General features: G+C 48.1%; 12 protein-coding genes. 3 read left to right on the top strand and 9 right to left on the bottom strand.

Annotated features, from left to right (window positions below):
• Positions 1-59: 59 nt before the first annotated feature.
• The 5 genes from DWY57_RS16665 to DWY57_RS16645 form a co-directional block, all read right to left on the bottom strand.
• Positions 60-545: a gliding motility lipoprotein GldH gene (locus DWY57_RS16665; protein ID WP_119962120.1), complete on the bottom strand. Its 486-nt coding sequence runs from the start codon at positions 543-545 to the stop codon at positions 60-62.
• Positions 523-1896: a regulatory iron-sulfur-containing complex subunit RicT gene (gene ricT / locus DWY57_RS16660; RefSeq protein WP_207805195.1), complete on the bottom strand. Its 1374-nt coding sequence runs from the start codon at positions 1894-1896 to the stop codon at positions 523-525. The genes DWY57_RS16665 and ricT overlap by 23 nt, the downstream gene beginning before the upstream one ends.
• A gap of 65 nt (positions 1897-1961) precedes the next feature.
• Positions 1962-3089 carry a DNA polymerase III subunit delta' gene (locus DWY57_RS16655; RefSeq protein ID WP_119962118.1) on the bottom strand — a complete coding sequence of 376 codons (1128 nt, stop codon included), beginning with the start codon at positions 3087-3089 and terminating at the stop codon, positions 1962-1964.
• Positions 3090-3161: 72 nt separating this feature from the next.
• Positions 3162-4115, bottom strand: coding sequence for a methylenetetrahydrofolate reductase [NAD(P)H] (gene metF, locus DWY57_RS16650; protein WP_117599230.1), 954 nt, complete (start codon positions 4113-4115; stop codon positions 3162-3164).
• Between the two features lie 91 nt (positions 4116-4206).
• A complete protein-coding gene (locus DWY57_RS16645) occupies positions 4207-6114 on the bottom strand; it encodes a fimbrillin family protein (RefSeq protein WP_117599231.1) in 1908 nt (635 codons plus the stop codon).
• Positions 6115-6454: 340 nt separating this feature from the next.
• Between DWY57_RS16645 and metA the strand changes: the two genes are divergently transcribed.
• The 3 genes from metA to DWY57_RS16630 are packed head-to-tail and all read left to right on the top strand — an operon-like array spanning position 6455 to position 10367.
• A complete protein-coding gene (gene metA / locus DWY57_RS16640; RefSeq protein WP_117599232.1) occupies positions 6455-7372 on the top strand; it encodes a homoserine O-succinyltransferase in 918 nt (305 codons plus the stop codon).
• Positions 7373-7404: 32 nt separating this feature from the next.
• Entirely contained in the window at positions 7405-9270 is a 1866-nt protein-coding gene (locus tag DWY57_RS16635; protein ID WP_119962117.1) for a U32 family peptidase, read from the top strand.
• Between the two features lie 41 nt (positions 9271-9311).
• On the top strand, positions 9312-10367 hold the full coding sequence (locus DWY57_RS16630) for a hypothetical protein (protein ID WP_117599234.1): 1056 nt from the start codon (positions 9312-9314) through the stop codon (positions 10365-10367).
• Positions 10368-10372: 5 nt separating this feature from the next.
• Here DWY57_RS16630 and DWY57_RS16625 read toward each other — a convergent pair whose 3' ends face one another.
• From DWY57_RS16625 to DWY57_RS16610, 4 genes are all read right to left on the bottom strand, one after another.
• Positions 10373-12829 carry a TonB-dependent receptor plug domain-containing protein gene (locus DWY57_RS16625; RefSeq protein ID WP_119962123.1) on the bottom strand — a complete coding sequence of 819 codons (2457 nt, stop codon included), beginning with the start codon at positions 12827-12829 and terminating at the stop codon, positions 10373-10375.
• A 263-nt stretch (positions 12830-13092) separates the two neighbouring features.
• Positions 13093-13701 (bottom strand): LuxR C-terminal-related transcriptional regulator, encoded by a 609-nt coding sequence (locus DWY57_RS16620; protein ID WP_117599236.1) that lies wholly within the window; start codon positions 13699-13701, stop codon positions 13093-13095.
• Positions 13702-13789: 88 nt separating this feature from the next.
• Positions 13790-17782: a hybrid sensor histidine kinase/response regulator transcription factor gene (locus tag DWY57_RS16615; protein ID WP_117599237.1), complete on the bottom strand. Its 3993-nt coding sequence runs from the start codon at positions 17780-17782 to the stop codon at positions 13790-13792.
• A 95-nt stretch (positions 17783-17877) separates the two neighbouring features.
• Positions 17878-19500, bottom strand: coding sequence for an FAD-dependent protein (locus DWY57_RS16610; protein ID WP_117599238.1), 1623 nt, complete (start codon positions 19498-19500; stop codon positions 17878-17880).
• Between the last annotated feature and the right edge of the window lies 1 nt (position 19501).

Genomic DNA, 19501 nt, shown 5'->3' with positions numbered 1-19501 from the left:
CGTGAGTGGGAGACTGAGATGGTTGTTAGAAGAAGGTGATAAAGAACAATAGGGAGTTCCTATCTCTTCAGTTTGATGCCGATGTCATTGATTCCTTGCAGCCTTTCGTCCGGTAGCGTATAGGCCACTTTAAAGAGGTAGGTGCCGGGTTTGCCGATTTGAACGCTTCCTGCGGAGACGGTAGTCTGATAGAGACCTCCCCAGCCGTCACCTTTCCAGATCCCTTCTTTGTCCGCCAGGATTAGCTGTATGGTGTCTGCGGGGGAAGGGATGGAATCTGCGGTGGTGTAGCAGATGGATAGAGGTAGATTCTGATAGGGGTAGTTGCTTCGGTTACGAATTTCCAGAGACAGTTTGTAGTAGGTCAGTGAGTCGGTGACCTTCACGTCGAAAGAGAGCGTGTCTTCGCGCGGCCAGCCTTCGGTGGGGAGGGATTGGAAGGAATGGTATACGGTCTGTTTGTCGCAAGCGCTCAGCAGGCTTGCGACAAACAGTAGTATGATACCTTTCAGGCAGAGATTCCTATTCTTGAGCCGGTTTGTCATTTTGGGCAGGTCTTTCACCTTGAGGTTTGGGCTTATTGTTACGGGGCGGACGACGGTTGTTATTGTTCCGTTGTTGACGTTCGCCTTGTTGCTGTTCACCTTGTTTGGGTACTTGCCGGTCTTGTTTCTGTCTCGGTTGCCGGTCTTGCCTGGATTGTTCTCTCTGGTTGTTGGATTGGGGAGCACCCTGCTCACCTCCTTGCGGACGACCGTTCCCACTCTTTTTCTTTCTCTTGTTACGGCTGTTGTTGCTGTTCTCGTTACCGTTGCCGTCACCGCCACTCTTGCCTTTCCGGCTGCGGTCAAAGCGTGTGAGGCTCTCTTGTTCCAGCAAGTCCACCGGCTTTTTGGGTTCGGAGCGATGGGCTTCTTCTATCAGGCTGTCGGGCTTGATGCCACGTTTGTTCAAACCGATAATCTCGAAGGCGCGTCTGCCGCTGATGGTCACCAGGTTGGCAGGGATGTTCTTGTCGCTTGAGTAGGTTATCTGGTTGCTCAGAATGTCGGCTTTGAAGAAGAAGAACTCGCCGTCTTTGGTTTCCAGGGTAATCTCGCGTGAGGGCAGGCGTTTCTGTGCTTCCACGTAGCAGTCTACTTCGTAGTTGAGGCAGCACTTCAGTTTGGCGCATTGTCCGGCAAGCTTCTGCGGATTCAGTGAAATGTCCTGGAAGCGCGCCGCGCTGGTGGATACCGATACGAAGGAGGTCATCCAGGTGGCGCAGCACAGCTCGCGTCCGCAGGGACCGATACCGCCGATGCGTCCGGCTTCCTGGCGGGCACCAATCTGTTTCATCTCGATACGCACGCGGAAAGCGTCGGCAAGTACCTTGATGAGCTGGCGGAAGTCCACCCGTTCGTCGGCTATGTAGTAGAAGATGGCCTTGTTGCCGTCTCCCTGATATTCCACGTCTCCAATCTTCATGTTGAGGTTGAGGTCCAGGGCTATCTGACGCGAGCGTATCATGGTGGAGTGTTCACGGGCTTTTGCCTCGTTGTACTTCTCCATATCCACAGGCTTCGCCTTGCGGTAGATGCGTTTGATGTCTGCCTCAGACTTGATATTGGCTTTCTTCATTTGCAGCGGCACGAGACGTCCGGTCAGGGTCACCACACCGATATCATGTCCGGGGGTGGCTTCTACGGCTACGATGTCGCCTTTCTCCAGAGGTATCTTGTTGCTGTTGCGGAAATATCCCTTGCGGGTATTCTTGAACTGAACCTCTACCAGCTCGCTCTCATCGGCATTGCCCGGAATGTCTGCCAGCCAGTCGTAGGTGTTCAGTTGCTTGTCCTGCCTGCCGCAACTCTTGCAGCAGAGACCTCCGCTTCCGTTATGTAGTTTAAATTCCATCATCTATTTATTTACTATTTACTATTTACGATTTGATACTTTGCATTTCATTATTTTGCCACTTTTCATTGTTTCAATAAAACAATCATTTTGAGAGAGAAGTCGAAAAACACCATGCGGGCGTTTACGTTCTGCTCGATGTGGCGTTGCGCTTCACTTAGTTCGTCCATGATACCCATGACGTTCCGTTCGTTGACAAAGGGGGCGAAACGGGTGGCGAAGTTCTGTTCGGGCAGCGTCATGTAGTTCATCTCCTTGCGGTGCAGGTTGTAGATGAAGTTCTCGCGGGTCATGCGCTGGCAGTAGTCCAGGAAGTTCTTCTGCCGTTCGCGTCCCATGGCGGCAAGCTGCTCGCTCCATTGTTTCATTTCCCGTATCTTGCGCTGGTAGGAGAGTCGCATCAGGCTGACAAAGAGATTGAAGAACAGTTCGTTCTCCTCGTTCAGATGGATGGTCTCCAATGCTTTGATAAAGTCTCCGTTTGCCAGGTGGGCTATGGTCTCGCTGTCGCGGGGCTGCACTCCGTACTTCTGCTGTAAGGCTCCTGCTATGTCAACTTCTTCAATCTTGGGGATGTTGAAGCGTTGCGTGCGGCTGAGGATGGTGGGCAGTATCATTTCCGGAGCTTCGGAAATGAGGAGGAATATCGTTTTCTCGGGCGGCTCTTCCAGCAGCTTCAGCAGCTTGTTGGCGCAGACTTCGTGCATTTTTTCGGGCAGCCATACGATGGTGACTTTGTAACCTCCTTCGCTGGATTTCAGACTGAGCTTGCGGGTTATCTCGTCGCTTTCTTTGGCATAAATGATGGCTTGCCCGTTTTCGGCATCCATCTCGTTCAGCCAATGATTCAGTCCGAAGTAGGGGCTGTTCAGCAGCAGGTGCCGCCAGTTGGCGATATAGTCGTCGCAGACTTCCTTTTTCCCTTTGGCACTCTTGACGATAGGGTATACGAAGTGTACGTCCGGGTGCACCAGCTTGTTCCATTTCACGCAGGAGGGACAAGTACCGCAGGCATCGGTTTCCGTCCGGTTGGGACAGCAGATGTAGCGGGCATAGGCAAGTGCCAATGGGAGTTTTCCTACTCCGGCAGGGCCGCAGAAGAGTTGTGCGTGGGGGATACGTCCTTCCTGCACTTCTTGTATCAGCCTTTGCTTGGCTGGCTCTTGGCCTATTATGTCCTTGAAACTGAACACGGGGTAATTAGTTATAAGTTATTACTTGTGACACTGCCTGTTGTCAATTGTCAACTGTTGATTGTCCATTGTTTAGTAGATTTGTTTGGCTACTTCCTTGATGCTGTCTGTAGCTCCTACCGAGTAGAAGTGGAGGCTTGGGACGCCATGGGCTATCAGCTCTTTGCACTGCTGCACGCACCATTCGATACCCACTTGCTGAGCTTCTGCGTCGGTGTTGCACTTCAGAACCTCTTGGGTCAGTTCCTTGGGCAAATCTACTTTGAACGTCTTGGGTATCATGCTGAGTTGTGACAGCTTCTTGAAGGGCTTGATGCCCGGGATAATCGGGATGGTGACACCGGCTTGGCGGGCGCGTTCCACGAAGTCGAAATATTTCCGGTTGTCGTAGAAGAGCTGGGTCACGGCATACTCTGCACCCATTTCCATTTTCTTCTTCAGCCAGTAGATGTCTGTATCCATGTTGGGGGCTTCTTCATGCTTTTCCGGATAGCAGGCTACGCCGTACGAAAACGGGGTATTGGTAACTTTCATCTCGGAGCCGTCCACAAAGATGCCTTTATTGAAGTTGTTGATTTGTTCTTGTAGTTCGACGGCGTGGTGGTAACCGTTGCCTACGGGGATAAACGAAGATTCGTGCTTTGCCTTGTCGCCACGAAGCACCAGCAGGTCGGTGATGCCGAGGAACTGCAGGTCGAGCAGCACGTACTCCGTCTCCTCGCGGGTGAAGCCGCTGCAAAGGATGTGCGGCACCATGGTGATGTTGTACTTGTTCTGGATGGCAGCAGCTACGGCTACGGTGCCGGGGCGGCGGCGCAGGCGGTTTCGCTGGAACAATCCGTTGCCGAGGTCTTTGTACACGTACTCGCTGCGGTGCGTGGTGATGTTGATGTATTTGGGGTCGAATTCCCGTAACGTATCTATGGTCTGATACAGCTTTTCGATGCCCGTACCTTTCAGTGGTGGCAATATTTCAAAGGAAAAAGCTGTTTTTTCGTTACTGTTTATCAGGTCGATTACTCTCATTTCTCTTTCGTTATCTTTGTCCGATTGGCAAAAATCTTGCACATTGGGAACAAAAATACAAAAAAGAAATGAGAAATGTCGAAATTGCCGGCTATTCTTTTATACAGCGGATGGAAAGAGCTTTATAGTAGGGCTTGCCGGTGACATGGGCGGCGCTTGAGACAAACTCGTCGCTTTCGCCGAGAAAATAAATGGTGCTTTCCGAAAGGGTATGCTTTGTATGATCCCAACTCCAGAAGGCGGTCATTTTGTTTGGACTGTTGTGCCCCTTGTTGTACCACATTCCTACGGGAAAAGCATTGAACCGGGTATAGTTGTTGACGGGGGCTACTTCACCGGATACCATTGTCTGCCATTCTCCGGCTTTTAGTATGGAGCTGTCGTTGCCGGTATAGCTTTTCAGCTGTTCCCAGTCTGCATCCGATGGTATTTTCCAGCCTTCGGGTACCAGCTCTCCTGCCAGTATGGCTTCTCCATTGTAAAAATAAATATCATACTTATCCGGCTTGTAATATCCGGCTTTGTCTGTTCCCAAATCAATCTGTTTTTTCAAGGGAGTTCCGTCACGGTAGGTGGTGGCATGGAGTTCTTTACCCATCCAGTATTGGGCTCCAATCTTGACAATGGGGTATTCGGTAGACACTCCTTTTCTGATGTCTCGAAGGGTGTAGCATGCCACATTCACCTTGATGGCGTTTTCCGGCTTTTCCAGAAGTAGTTTATGGCTGTTGTCTATATAGAGCTTGTCTATGCCGGTATATTCCCCTTTAGTGTAGGTAAATCCATAGTCGTCTGTATTCCAGCTTATTCTTCCTCCGCAGATGGTGTCTTTACGGTCCGCAAGCTGTAGGATGACGCCATTGCTCAGGTCGGCCTTTTCATTTTTACCTATGGGATAGGCTATAACGGCTCTGGAAGTCAATGACGCTGATTTGAGATATTCCTTGCAGACTTCTGCAATGGGTATCCCTTCGTGATAAATTCTGTACACATTTGAAAGAGAAAAGGAGAGAGCGGAAATATGTATGGCAGTGTAATCTTCCATATTGTCGGTGTCGATGGGAGGGAGGCTGCTCCATTCCTTGATTTTGCCGGCAAAGCTACTCAGGACGTTGCTGTTGCTCTGCATGGCTGATATGTTGATGATACATTGCGTGCTGCTACTCATTTCCACTTCGGGTATTGCACAACTGTATATACGTCCGCTCCACTCCATAATGAAGGATTGCTTGCCATCATTTATCGTTTGGGGTATGATAATGAATTCCTTGCCGGTAAGTTTGTTGTCTTTGACACTCCATTCACCGGAGGCTATGATGTCTTGTGTCCCCGTAAGATTACTGAAAGTCCCGTCTTCCAGATTATAATCGGCCGAGGTCTTGAGCCCGGTTGCGATGATACGCGGATTGGCTTTCAGCAAATCATTGGCAGAGTTGCTTGTGTCGGGTGTCAGAGAGATTGCCAGTTTGGACAGCTTGTGTTGGAACTCCAGGGTTACAGATTTGGTTTTATTGGTGATTCCTTGCGCTTTAGCTACCAAGAAGTCACTTTGTGCGCGGTTTTTCTCATTGCTTTGGTCTATCTGTACAGATACGGGAAGAACGGGTGTACCGGCAACTACCCCTTCGGTTTGGTAAGGGTGGTAACTGATAAAGTCCAGTGGCACATCTCCTTCCGGATAGAATACTGTCTTTTGGGGAATCAGTGTAGAGCCTTCCGTATATTCCAGAGCCAGATTGTCAATATACCGTTTCCCCTTGATAGAGCCGGAGGAAGTGGTTGCAAACAAGCCCATTTTGTCTCCTTTTTCAAAGGCGGTGTTTGTGACCTTGGTACTGGCCTTTTCTATTTTGATAGAGAACGTGATAGGCGTCGTCCCTTCCTCGATTTCCGCTTCTGATTCTTCGTCAATCCGGTTCACACAAGCTGTATTCCCTAAGGACACGCAGCAGAATAAAGAGGCAGCTAAGACTCCTCTTGCAAGAATAAGTTTTTTCATTATATTATTATTGCGGGGCAACGGTTTTTCCGCTTTCCCAGTTATACTCAATGAACCTTGTCTTAAAAATGTAGATTTAGCAGAGCTATAACCGGTATGGAAAAGTCTTTTACGCTTTTGGATGCTAATTATCAGTATCACGCTTGATGCCGCAGTGCTTTTTAACCTTATTTTTTAATAACTTTTAATAGGTTTCGGGTACAAATGTAATTAAACGTGTTAAATGAAGAGGGATAAATCGATAAAACTTTTATAATTTATTTATCACACTCTGATTTTTTGCCTAACTTTACACGCTAAAATAGTAGACAGTAATAAGTTAAACCATAGATATAAACTCATGCCTTTAAATTTACCCGATAAACTACCCGCTATCGAGTTGCTGAAAGAGGAGAATATTTTTGTCATTGATAATTCCCGGGCAACCCAGCAGGATATCCGTCCGCTGCGTATCGTGATTCTGAACTTGATGCCGCTAAAGATTACAACGGAAACGGACTTGGTGCGTCTGCTTTCCAATACTCCGCTTCAGGTGGAAATCTCGTTCATGAAGATAAAAAGCCATACTTCCAAGAACACTCCGATAGAACACATGAAAACATTCTATACGGATTTCGACAAGATGCGCGGTGAAAAGTACGATGGCATGATTATCACCGGTGCTCCGGTAGAGCAGATGGATTTTGAGGAGGTGACTTATTGGGATGAGATTATTGAAATCTTCGACTGGGCGCGTACGCATGTCACCTCTACGCTCTACATCTGCTGGGCGGCGCAGGCAGGGCTCTATCATCATTATGGAGTGCCGAAGTATGCACTGGATAAGAAGATGTTCGGTATCTTTGAACATCGTACCTTGCAACCGTTGCATCCCATTTTCCGTGGATTTGATGATATATTCTATGTGCCGCATAGCCGCCACACGGAAGTGCGCCGGGAAGATATACAGAAGGTTCCGGAATTGACGCTGCTTTCCGAGTCGGAGGATGCCGGTGTATATATGGCGGTGGCCCGTGGAGGGCGTGAGTTCTTCGTGACCGGCCATTCGGAATACTCTCCGTTGACGCTGGACACAGAGTATCGCCGTGACTTGAATAAGGGCCTGCCCATCGAGATACCCCGTAACTACTATGTGGACGATGACCCGGACAAAGGAGTGTTGGTGCGTTGGCGTGCCCATGCCAATCTGTTGTTCTCCAATTGGCTGAATTATTTTGTATATCAGGAGACACCGTATAATATTAATGATATAGAGTGAGTAGCGTGTCACTTGTCACTCGTAATTGAACAATGATAAAACAACGTAAAATAGAGCTGCTGGCTCCTGCCAAGAATTTGGAGTGTGGCATAGAAGCTGTGAATCATGGAGCGGATGCGGTCTACATCGGTGCACCCAAGTTCGGTGCGCGTGCTGCTGCTGTCAACTCTTTGGAGGATATTGCCGCTTTGGTGGAGTATGCCCATCTGTATAATGCCCGTATCTATGTGACGGTCAATACCATTCTGAAAGAAGAAGAGCTGAAAGAGACAGAGAGGATGATTTGGGAATTGTACCGTATCGGTGTGGATGCGCTGATTGTACAGGACATGGGGATTACGCGGCTGAATTTGCCGCCCATCCCGTTGCATGGCAGTACACAGATGGATAACCGTACGCCGGAGAAAGTACGTTTCCTTGCCGATGCCGGTTTCCGTCAGGTGGTGTTGGCACGCGAACTTTCTTTGCAGGAGATACGCGGTATCCATGAGGCGTGTCCCGACGTGCCGCTCGAAGTCTTTGTACACGGGGCTCTTTGCGTCAGTTATAGCGGGCAGTGCTATGTCAGCCAGGCTTGTTTCGGACGGAGTGCCAACCGGGGGGAATGTGCGCAATTCTGCCGTTTACCCTTCAGTCTGGTAGATGCCGATGGCAAGACCATTGTGCGTAATAAGCATTTGCTTTCTTTGAAAGACCTCAACCAAAGTGAGGTGTTGGAAGAACTGCTGGATGCCGGAGCCACTTCCTTGAAGATAGAAGGCCGCTTGAAGGATGTGACGTACGTGAAGAATGTGACGGCGGCTTACCGTAGGCGACTCGATGCCATTTTTGCCCGTCGCAAGGAATATGCCCGTGCCTCTTCGGGCACTTGCCGTTTCGATTTTCAGCCACAGTTGGACAAGAGTTTCAGTCGTGGTTTCACTCATTACTTCCTGCAAGGAAGGGGAGGGGAGATCACTTCGTTCGATACGCCCAAATCTTTGGGAGAGGAGATGGGCACTTTGAAGGAACAGCGCGGGGGCTATCTCACGGTGGCAGGCATAAAGCCTTTCCACAACGGAGACGGTGTCTGCTTCTTGGATGAGCAAGGACGTTTGCAAGGTTTCCGTATCAACCGGGTGGATGGCAACAAGCTCTATCCGGCAGGGGAAGTGCCCCGTATTAAACCACGTACCCGGCTTTATCGTAACTTCGACCAGGAATTTGAACGTATCCTTACCCGTAAATCCTCCGAACGCAAAATCGGTGTTTGTTGGGAGTTGGCAGATAATTCTTTCGGATTTAGCCTGACGGCTGCGGACGAAGATGATAACCGCGTGACACTTTCTTTCCCTTATCCGAAGGAGTTGGCACGTACACCGCAGGCGGATAACCTGCGCAGCCAACTGGCTAAGTTGGGAAATACACCTTTCGAGGTAGCCGGGCATTTATCAGAAGAGGCGTCGGGTATCAGGCTCAATCTTTCTGCGAATTGGTTCATTCCTGCTTCTGTGGTGGCAGACTGGCGCCGGCAGGTGATAGATAAGCTGATTGAGGCTCGGCGTGTTACTTATCGTCGTGAGCTGGCTGTTTGGAAACCGACCAGCCATGCTTTCCCAGCTACTTCGCTGACCTATCTGGGCAATGTGATGAACAGTGCTGCCCGGAGTTTTTACCGTGAGCATGGACTCTCGTCTATAGCGCCTGCCTATGAGGCACAAGCGGTTCCAGAGGCTGTGCTCATGTTCTGCAAACATTGCCTGCGTTTCAGTATGGGATGGTGTCCCACCTATCAGAAAGGACATTCTTCCTATAGGGAACCTTATTATTTGGTTGGGACGGACGGCAAGCGTTTCCGCTTGTCGTTTGATTGTAAGAATTGCCAGATGAAAGTCATTGCTCATGAAGAGCCGCTTTAATGAAGGACGAAGAATGAGGAATTACTAATAAAGACTTGAAAATGAGGAGTGAGGAACGGGCACATAATGAAAGGCTGGCAAATGACCGGTACCGGGAAGCGGGCAGGGACAAACATCCTTTGCGTTCACTGCGTTCCCTCCTATTCTGCATTCTTTATTTTTTATGCTTCATTGCTTTAGTTTCCTGTCATTATTCCCGTCCTAATCTTGAAGATGAACATCTGTCTAAGGAGACGCGTGATTCGCTGACCTATCTTTTTGAACGGCATTATACTTGGAATACCAATCTGGAAGTGCTGGCAGATTCTGTGAATTTGGCTTGTCTGCCCGTGAAGGACTGTTATAATATGCTTTATCGGGGAGACCGCGTGGTGGTTGCCGAGTTCGCCATCCATCCTGCCGACAGTGTGGATAGTGTATGGGTGAAGCTTGCCCATTCGCAGGAAGTGCAGGGCTGGTTGCGGGAGTCCGAAATGATGCATGCCTTTGTTCCTACAGACAGCATTTCGCAGGCCATCTACTTGTTCAGTGATACCCATGCCTCTTATTTTATCATTATTTTTGCCTTGTTTGTGACAGTCTGGCTGTTCCGGGCTTTTCGGCGCAAGCAGCTAAGGATGGTGTACTTTAATGATATAGACAGTCTCTATCCGTTGTTGCTATGTCTGTTGATGGCGTTCTGTGCCACTATTTACGAATCTATACAAGTGTTTGCGCCGGAGACGTGGCAACACTTCTATTTTAATCCTACCTTGTCGCCGTTCAAGGTACCGTTTGTGCTTTCTGCTTTTCTGATGGGATTCTGGCTGTTTATCGTGGTGTTGCTGGCGGTACTCGACGATTTGTTCCGCCAGTTAAGTCCGGCGGCGGCCGTATTCTATCTGTTGGGGCTGGCCTCCTGCTGCATCTTCTGTTATTTCTTCTTTATCCTTACTACATCTATCTACGTCGGATACTTGTTTTTGGCTGCTTTTGTATGGGTATTCCTCAAAAGGCTTCGTATTTCGCTGCTGGCTTCACGCTATCGTTGCGGCAGATGCGGGCAGAAATTAAGGGAGAAGGGAGTCTGCCCGCATTGCGGAGCTATCAATGAATAAGGAAATCAGAATCTGCATCGTAGTTCTATCCCTGCTTGCACGGGACGTCCTTTCTGCATAAATCCGTTTCCCATACTCTTGAAGTAGAAGGAGGCGTAATCCTTGTTGAGGGCATTGCGCACCCAGAAGTCAATTTGTCCATGTCCTTTCTGGAAGCTGATGCGTCCGTTCAGCGTGCCGTAGAAGGCTTGGCTCACGGTATTTTTCTCGGTCCAGTAGATGCGCCCGGCACCGGTGTAGTTAGCATTCAGCTGGATGCGGTCCAGCCAGTACCCCGGACGGATGCGGAAGATGTACTGACCGCCCACGTTCATGGTATGCTTGGGAACAAAAGGTACATACTTGCCATTGTAGCTGATTTCCTGAAGCTCACCATTTACTTTTTCGTTGGTGATGTAGTCCTTAAAGATGGCACGAGTATAGCCATAACTTGCATTCAGCGTGAAATCCGTAGTAACGGCAGCTGTCAAGGCAATCTCTGCCCCTTGGCTGCGGCTTTTACCGGCATTTGCCGTTTCACGTCCCAGTCCACTTGGGGCGAAACGTGAAATCTGTTGGTCGCGGGTTTCCAGCCAGAAGATGGAGGCGTCGGCATGCAGACGTCCGTCAAACAGATTCAGGTGAGTTCCTATTTCGTAGTTCCAGGTTTGTTCGGGTTTATAGACAGTGGCAGATTTTGCATCCGGATTCTCTCCTGCATCGGGGAAGTATTTGCTCACCAACTCTTTGTAGGCATCCAGTACGTTGGACATAATCGCCTCTTTGCTTTGCCGCATCATGTCGTTTTTCAAACTGGATTGCAGCAAGTCGGAGAACATCTGCACGTTGTAGCCTCCCGAACGGTAACCTTTGCTGACCGTAGCGTAAATGTTTCCTCTGTTTCGCGCAAAGTCATACTGCAAAGCAAACTTGGGCAACAGCTGAAGATAATCTTTGTCGATACTTCCCAGGTAGCGAGACTCTATGGTCAGCGCTGTCTCCGGCATCATCTCTATTTCGCGGATGACGACATCGCCTCGCTTCATTTCTCCCTTGATGCCCACCTTGTACTCCAGGCTGGTGCCGGAGTTGTAATCCATGTTCATACGTTCATAATCCAAACGTAGCCCGGCGGTGAAGGACACTCCTTTCAGCCCGAATAAATCTCTGAAGGTGGATTGATGAAAGAGCGCCCCATTCAGCAGCGGAGTGTCGAAACTGCCTTCGATGGGCATAGCCCGGCTGATGATGCCCAGTGAGGGCAGGATATTCATGCTCATGGACGGACCCATCTCTACTTGTATTTGTGATGGAATGACACTACCCAACATCTGGTTCAGCATCCCCATTCCGGCTTCTTTGAAGGTTACGGGAGCTTCCGTATTCAGCCATTGGTAGAAGCCGAAGGCACCGGTGGTCCATTGCCAGCGGTTGCCGCTTTTACTCTTCAAGATGATTTCCTCGCTCAGTGCGTGGGAGCATTGTTTCTGTTGCAAGGTATAGATGTCGTTGGCGGTGAAGTCTTGGTCTATGTCCATGCAGTCCTTTAGAAACTGGTAGCCGGTGACCATGCTCAACGTGAAGTGCTGTGCCTGGTATTCCAGGTTCAGACCGGTGTTCAGCAGGTTGCGGTAATAGTTGCTTCGGGCATTGTTGGAGACCTTTCCAATGTAGGGTTTCATCGCCTCGCTCTGTGCTTCGGGGGCCAGGCTACCTTGATAGAAATACGGGTATCCTCTCTGGTCGCTGTATTCGTAGTTGATGTTCAGGTCCACCTTCCAGTTGTCCGAAGGGAGGTAAATGGCGCGGATGCGTCCGCCTGCCGATTGCCCCTTGTCCGCTTTCTCGTCCCTCACCGTGTTGCGGAAGAATCCTCCTTGATAATCGTAAAACCCTCCGGTGGAAAAGGCGAACCGTTCCGAAAGCCGATGATAGTGGGTCAGCGAGGTATTATAGGCATTGTGCGTACCTGCCCCCATGCGGAAGTCCGTTCCCTGGTAGGAGAAGGGAGATTTGGTGTGTACCTTAATCAATCCGCCCATAGCATTGCGCCCGTAGAGCGTGCCTTGCGGACCGCGTAGCACGTCGATGCGCTCTACGTCGGCATAGCTGAAGTCGAAGGCTGACTTGTCTATATAAGGTATATTGTCTACATAAAGTCCTACGGAGGGAGTGTTGATGCGTGAACCTATGCCGCGGATATAGACAGCCGAAGTCAGTCGAGATCCGTAGTCGGGGATAAATATATTGGGCACTACGGATGTCAGATTCTTGATGGAGTTTACTTGTGCGTTCTGCATGTCCTGTTGCGAAAGCAGGGTGACGGCAGTGGGCTGCTCGCGCAGTTTCCGGTTTTCTTTTGGGGTAGCAATGACGGTTATTTCCTCTACGTCTACCACTTTCAAAGTGTCTGCCTCTTCGGCAAGTACATTGCCGGTTGCCAAAAGGCAGAAGATGCCGGCTAAAATTCTATATCTGTTCATAAACTGTTTTTTTGTACCTGCAAAGTAAGGGGATTCTTGCGGAAGGGACAATCCTCATTTATTAGGATTTCGTTCTTGGAGTGCTAATCTTAAATCGTTCTATCATGTGGAAAATATCGTTCCATCGTGGAGTAAAAATCGTTCCACCATGGTGGAACGATTTTTACTCCACGATGGAACGATTAAACTTTGGCATACAAGTACACAGATTAGGGCGGAGCCTTTCTGAAAAACTCCGCTTCTGATGTGTTCCGGTTGCAGGATTATATTCTGTCGGCTTCCACATATCCGTGCATGACTGCATAGATAGTCAGCCCGGATACGGACTTGATGCCCAGCTTCTCGGTGATATTCTTGCGGTGTGAGATGACGGTGGTCAGGCTGATGTTCAGTTTGTCGGCAATCTCCTTGTTGATGAGGCCTTTGGTAATCAGCACCAGCACTTCTATTTCTCGGGCGGAAAGGTCGTGGCTGGTGGTGTCTGGTGCCATGTTTGCGTGTCCGGCAGACTCCGGTCTGCCTTGGTGCAGGTGGTATTGGTCTCCGTATTGACGCAGCTGCAGAATGTTCTTTGCCAGGTTCTGTTCGTCCTGATAGATGTTCAACGTCGGCACGCTCGACAATTGGGGAACGGTTTCACCGTTGACCAGCACAATGGTTTTGGGTTTGCGCTCCAGAAAGAAAGCGGTATGCTCGAAGTAAATCTGCGAGGAGATGAAGTAATGCACATACATGTCAGGCGTATCATCCATCAGCTCACCAAAGGAACGGAAAGAGCGGATGACGGCTGTCGGGATGATTTCCTCCAGCAAGTTCTGCAGTCCCAGGCAGGAGAGGGTGTTGGAGTCGACGATTGCTATTTCAGGAGTCATTCTCGTTTTTTGTTTCTGCAAAAATACGGATAATTTTTTAGGGTTTGGCTGTGTGGGGCTGCAAAATGAAAAATTCTCCTATGCAGAACTATTCTCCCTCTCCTTTGGGGGAGCGGGGAGTGTCTCCTTTCGCATATTGGCTGGGGCTGACATTGAAATACTTCTTAAAGACTTCCCGGAAGTATTTCCCATCGCAGAAACCGGTTCTTTCTGCGACTTCGGTAATAGAATATTTTCCCTCTTTTAGTAAATTGGCAGCGTGTTTCAAACGAATATTCCGTACGAAATCTGCCGGGGCCTGGGCGGTTAGCGCTTTCAGCTTGTTGTAGAAACTGGTGCGACTCATGTTCAGGAGAGAACATAAGGTGTCTACTGTGAAATCGGGATTATCTATGTTATCTTCGATGTTCTTCTTTACATTGGACATGAATATCCAATCAAGGCTATTGGAACAAGTAGCTGTAGGAGGTTCCTCTTCTGCTGCATTGATTTCCAAATCTGCATACTTCTTACGTAGCAATGCACGGTTGGCAAGCAGATTGGCTATACTGGCTTTCAGTATGTTTATGCTGAAGGGTTTTACAATATATTCGTCAGCACCGATCTGGAGACCTTCAAGAATGTTTTTTTCATCTCCCAGTGCCGTCAGCAGTAGTATCGGGATATGGGAAGTTTCGATGTCGCTCTTGATGGCTGTACATAATTCGTCTCCTCGCATTTCCGGCATCATGATGTCGGAAAGAATCAGTTCTGGCCAGAATTGTTTTACAATAGCAAGCGCTTCTTTGCCGTTACCGCATACTTGCACGTTGTAATTGGGGGAGAATGACTGGAGCAGATAGTTTCGTAGCTCGTCATTGTCCTCTACAATCAAGATACGTTGCAGTTTGTCCTTGTCTTCGGTCAGGAAAGAGTCGGTACGTTCCGAAGGAGTAATGGGAACGTCCAGTTCATAGGCAGACTTCTTCTCTTTGATTGCCAATGTGAAGTGCTTGAACTGTTCTTTATCTTTGGGCAGGGTGATTCTGATAGTAGTGCCTTGATGTTCGGTACTTTCAATGTGTATTTTGCCATTGTGCAGGTTTACCAGTTTCCGTACCAGCATTAAACCGATGCCACTCCCCGTGGTCTTGGAGTTAATGGCGTTTGTACCACGGAAGTGCATCTTGAATAATTTCCTTTGTTCTTTGGCTGGAATCCCTATGCCATTGTCTTTGATCTCCAGTCTCCACGTATTTCCAATGTCATATACGGAAATGAGTATGTCACCTTTTTCAGGAGTATATTTCAAGGCATTGGATATGACGTTCTTCAGGATGGAGTCCATTTTCTCTTTATCGAACCACACATTCATGTAACTGAAGTTACTTTCATATCTGAAAGAAATGTGCTTTATGGCAGCGTATGTACGGAAAATATTGTATATCTCCTTTATATAAGTATTCAGTTCATATTCTGCTATGTACAGATGGGAGGAATATACTTCTGCCCGTTCGAAGTTTATCAGATTGGTGGTCATGTGCAGGAGTGAATTGACATTTCTCAGTGCCATGTGCATATTGTTGGTCTCGGCTTCGTTCAATGTCTTGTTTTCAAGCATTTCTTCCAGAGGTGCCTTTATCAGTGTCAATGGCGTGCGGATATCATGTGCGGTATTGACAAAGAAGCGGGTTTTCTCATCGGATATCTTTTTTTGTTTTCTCAGTGCTATGATACGAAAACCGGTAATGAACATCAATGCCGCCAATAAAACATAGCAAGCTATAGCCCAAAAACTGAACCAGACGGGACGCGCAATGCTGATGTCGATACTTCGCTCTTCAAAATAGAGATACGGCTCTTCCTTGGATACCGCCCGTATGCAAAGCTTGTAATCGCCCGAGGCAAGATTGGTGAAGCGGAGATGCCCTTCTTCACTCAGTCGGTTCCAGTCATCGTAAAATCCTTCCAATTTCCAGTAGAAAGTGACATTGTCCGGTGCGTCATAATTAATGGATGAAATGTTGAGAGAGAAAGTGTTCTGGTTATATTTCAGCTTTAACCGGTCTGTCTGGTTGATGTTTTCCTTCAAGGGGGAATTCATACTGCCGGGAAAGACTGTCTGATAGAATATCTGAAAATCGCTGAGTATCATGGGGGAGTAGATGTACTTGGGAAGACGGGTTCCTTCGGGGAATTCGATGGCTCCGTCTGTGCTGCCAAAGACAAAACCCTTGTTCTTGCGTAGCGTTCCGGAAGAGGCGCTGAAGCAGGAGGACATCAGCCCTTGCTCTTTGGTCCAGTTGTGGAATATCTTCTCCGCAGGGTGGAAACAGCTGATCCCGTTTTCAGTGCTCATCAGGATATGCCCGTCCGACTCGGGGAGTATGGTGTAGATGTTGTTTGAAATCAAGGCACAATTGTCCTTATGATAATGCTTGAACGTACTGTCCTTTGCGTTGTATACAACCACTCCGGAGCCGTTTGTTCCTATATATAGAGAGAGGTCTTCCGCTTGGTAAAGTGTGTTGATATAGGTCGCCTCTTCCTGCAAGGCGATATATTGGAATCTGCCTGACTCTCTGTCCAACAGATATAGTCCGGTACTTGTCCCAATCCACATGTGTCCGTCGTCCTTTTCTGTAATGGCGGTGATGGAATTTATTCCGGGATACAGACGGACAGAATTCAGGGACAAATCGAAGCACTTCAGATTGTAGAACCCTCCGGACCAGATATATCCTTTGGAGTCTTTTACAATGTCGCGGATATACTTGTCAGGACGAATGTTGTCCGGATTGAGCAGGTAAGGGGAGAAATATTCTACCGAGAGTGTCCTTTTATTTATTTTGTATACTCCCGAAGTATATCCTCCTGCCCAAATAATGCCGGGTGATACCTCGCATAGCGTAATGAAGATGTGGTTCTTGTCTTTCAGTTGATGGTCGAAAGAGCTCAGGAATGAATGCCACTGCCCGGTTTTTGATTGATAAAGGCTGATTCCGTTGCTTGTTCCGAACCATAGGTCTCCGTCACTGTCTTCAATGACAGAGTGCACCTGGTCGTTGACCAGCGATTGTCTGTTTCCGATGGAATGCTTTATCCAGTTGTAGTTTTTGTACCGGTTGTCTATAATGGTAATCCCTTCCGGGTAGTTGGCTATCCATATCCGCTTTTCTTCATCAATATAAATGTCATTGATGTTATTGCTGTTCATCTCATTGTAACTTTTGTAGTTGGAGGTGATGTACGGTTCCGAGATGCACGAGTTCACATTGATTTTGTGTATGCCCATACCTTCTGTCGCTATCAATAGTTCTGTCCGGTTCAGAGGTCTGATTCGGGCGATGTTTACATCGCTCAAATCTGTATTGGAGTGTATAATTCGTTGTTGCCGTATGTCGTAGGCAAAGACTCCTTTTTCAAAAGTACCGATGAAAAGTCTTTGTGACTCTTGGTGGAAATAGAGTGCACTGATTTGGGCCCGGATTTTGTCAAGAGGTTCAAGAGGGACAATCTGCAATGTTTTGTTTTCGAGTTTGACGTATCGCGCTCCCTTGCTGGTGCCCATGAAGAAGTGGTTATTGTCTATTTGTTCGATACTTGTAATGCTCCTTTTTAATTCATTGGGCATTTGATGGGTTTCTCCGGTCTTTGTGTCATAGAGAATGATACTGTATTTGCTACATAGCCAAATTCTATTATTGTGATCCATATAGCTGCAGCTGATATTGACCGATGCTTTGGGCAGTTTATATATCCTGTTGAACGAATCGCGTTCTTGGTTATATTGAAAAATGCATCCGGATTTGCCTATTACCCATAATTTCCCTTGGTCTTCAAAATATAGCCAGCCAAGATGGATGGGGGAGTTTGACTTTTTATCTTCTTCAATTAATTTGTAATGTTTGATGTCTTTTCCATTGTACCGGTCTATGCCTTCGTTGGTGAGGAACCACATGTAACCTATTGAATCCTTTTGAATGTCGAAGATTCTGCGGTTACTTAATCCGTTTTCCACTCCGATGTATTTATAGGTTTGCGCTGTGGCAATGAAAGGTAAGAAAAATAGAAAGCATACAATGTTTCTGATGAATCTCATATAAATATTTCTATAAATACAATAAAACAATGTATATGTGATAATTGTTTACAAATTAAACGATAAAATAAAAATTTGAATGTAAATATTATAGCTTAATTAAAGAATGCCTTTGCCGCTTCCGCACATCGTTCGCCGTCAATTCCGGCAGAAACAATGCCGCCAGCGTATCCGGCGCCTTCTCCGCAGGGGAATAGTCCTTTTACGCGTACATGTTGTAGTGTCTCCTTATCTCTTGTTATGCGTACCGGAGCCGATGTACGGGTTTCCACTCCAATCATGACCGCCTCATTCGTCAAGAACTCCCGGCTGTATTTCCCGAATAACTGAAAACCTTTGCTCAGGCGTTCTGCAATGAAAGAAGGCATCCAGAAGTGGAGAGGCGAGGAGACCAATCCCGGTGCATACGAAGTTTCCGGCAGGTCGTAACTTAGTTTTTTCTTAGTGAAGTCTGCCATTCTCTGTGCCGGTGCTGTCTGCTTCATATTGCCTTGTTGCCAGCAGAGGCGCTCCAGATATTCTTGAAAGTACATCATGCTTAATGGGGAATTGACGGTTGGCAATTGACAATTAGCCGCGCTGTCGTGCTGCATAGAAATTGTAAATTGTAGATTGTCAATAGTAAATTGCTCTATGTCTTCCGGGCGTAGCTCTACCACCATTCCCGAATTGCTCCAACGGGAACCGCGGTTGCTGGGACTCATCCCGTTGACTACAATCTGCTCGGGACCGCTGGCGGCGGGCACAACAAAACCACCGGGACACATGCAGAAGCTATATACTCCTCGTCCGTCTACCTGGTTTACAAAGCTATATTCGGCGGCAGGCAGATATTTTCCCCGTCCGTTCCGGTTGTGATATTGTATTTGGTCTATTAAGGTGGCGGGATGTTCCAGTCGTACGCCTACCGCAATGCCTTTAGCTTCAATCTCTACATTGTTGGCGGCAAGCCAGCGGTATACATCCCGGGCAGAGTGACCGGTGGCAAGTATCACCGGGCCAAGGAAAGTCTTGCCGGTATTTGTTTCAATGCCTTTGACTTCATCCTTCTCTATGAGCAGGGCGTCCATGCGTGTTTCAAAGTGGACTTCGCCACCGCACTGGATGATAGTGTTCCGCATGTTTTCGATGACACGCGGCAGTTTGTCCGTACCTATGTGCGGATGTGCATCTACCAGAATGGAAGTGGAGGCTCCATGTTGGCAGAAGACGTTCAGAATCTTGTCTACATTGCCGCGCTTCTTGCTGCGTGTGTACAGCTTGCCATCCGAGTAAGCTCCGGCACCTCCCTCTCCGAAGCTGTAATTGGACTCCGGGTTGACGAGTTGCTGGCGGCTGATTTGCGCCAAGTCTTTCTTGCGTTCCCGTACGTCCTTTCCACGTTCCACAATGACGGGGCGTAGACCGAGTTCTATCAGGCGCAGAGCGGCGAAGAGTCCTCCGGGACCGGCGCCTACCACTACTACTTGGGGTTTTCCTTCTACATTATTATATAAGGTATGTTGATATTCGTCCTCTTTCGGCATTTCGTTCAGATATGCCCGTACGTTGAGGTTGATATAGATGGTCCGTTGGCGGGCATCGATACTGCGCTTCAAGATGCGCGTTGCTGTTATCTCCCGCGCATTCAGTCCTTTCTCATGTATTAAGTACTCTTTCAGGCGTTGCTCGTTTGCCGCTACTTCGGGCAATACGCGCAGTTGGTATTCTTGTATCATA

This window comes from Bacteroides sp. AF25-5LB (assembly GCF_003602965.1).
Lineage (GTDB): Bacteria > Bacteroidota > Bacteroidia > Bacteroidales > Bacteroidaceae > Bacteroides > Bacteroides uniformis.
This window is presented reverse-complemented; position numbering and strand designations above follow the sequence as displayed.

What these genes read in the sequence shown, in the direction of transcription:
- DWY57_RS16645 (WP_117599231.1), bottom strand. Translation starts at nt 6,114, where the DNA reads ATGAAAAAACTTATTCTTGCAAGAGGAGTCTTAGCTGCCTCTTTATTC.
- DWY57_RS16630 (WP_117599234.1), top strand. Translation starts at nt 9,312, where the DNA reads ATGAGGAGTGAGGAACGGGCACATAATGAAAGGCTGGCAAATGACCGG.
- DWY57_RS16610 (WP_117599238.1), bottom strand. Translation starts at nt 19,500, where the DNA reads ATGATACAAGAATACCAACTGCGCGTATTGCCCGAAGTAGCGGCAAAC.
- DWY57_RS16625 (WP_119962123.1), bottom strand. Translation starts at nt 12,829, where the DNA reads ATGAACAGATATAGAATTTTAGCCGGCATCTTCTGCCTTTTGGCAACC.
- metF (WP_117599230.1), bottom strand. Translation starts at nt 4,115, where the DNA reads ATGAGAGTAATCGACCTGATAAACAGTAACGAAAAAACAGCTTTTTCC.
- DWY57_RS16615 (WP_117599237.1), bottom strand. Translation starts at nt 17,782, where the DNA reads ATGAGATTCATCAGAAACATTGTATGCTTTCTATTTTTCTTACCTTTC.
- DWY57_RS16635 (WP_119962117.1), top strand. Translation starts at nt 7,405, where the DNA reads ATGATAAAACAACGTAAAATAGAGCTGCTGGCTCCTGCCAAGAATTTG.
- DWY57_RS16620 (WP_117599236.1), bottom strand. Translation starts at nt 13,701, where the DNA reads ATGACTCCTGAAATAGCAATCGTCGACTCCAACACCCTCTCCTGCCTG.
- ricT (WP_207805195.1), bottom strand. Translation starts at nt 1,896, where the DNA reads ATGGAATTTAAACTACATAACGGAAGCGGAGGTCTCTGCTGCAAGAGT.
- metA (WP_117599232.1), top strand. Translation starts at nt 6,455, where the DNA reads ATGCCTTTAAATTTACCCGATAAACTACCCGCTATCGAGTTGCTGAAA.
- DWY57_RS16665 (WP_119962120.1), bottom strand. Translation starts at nt 545, where the DNA reads ATGACAAACCGGCTCAAGAATAGGAATCTCTGCCTGAAAGGTATCATA.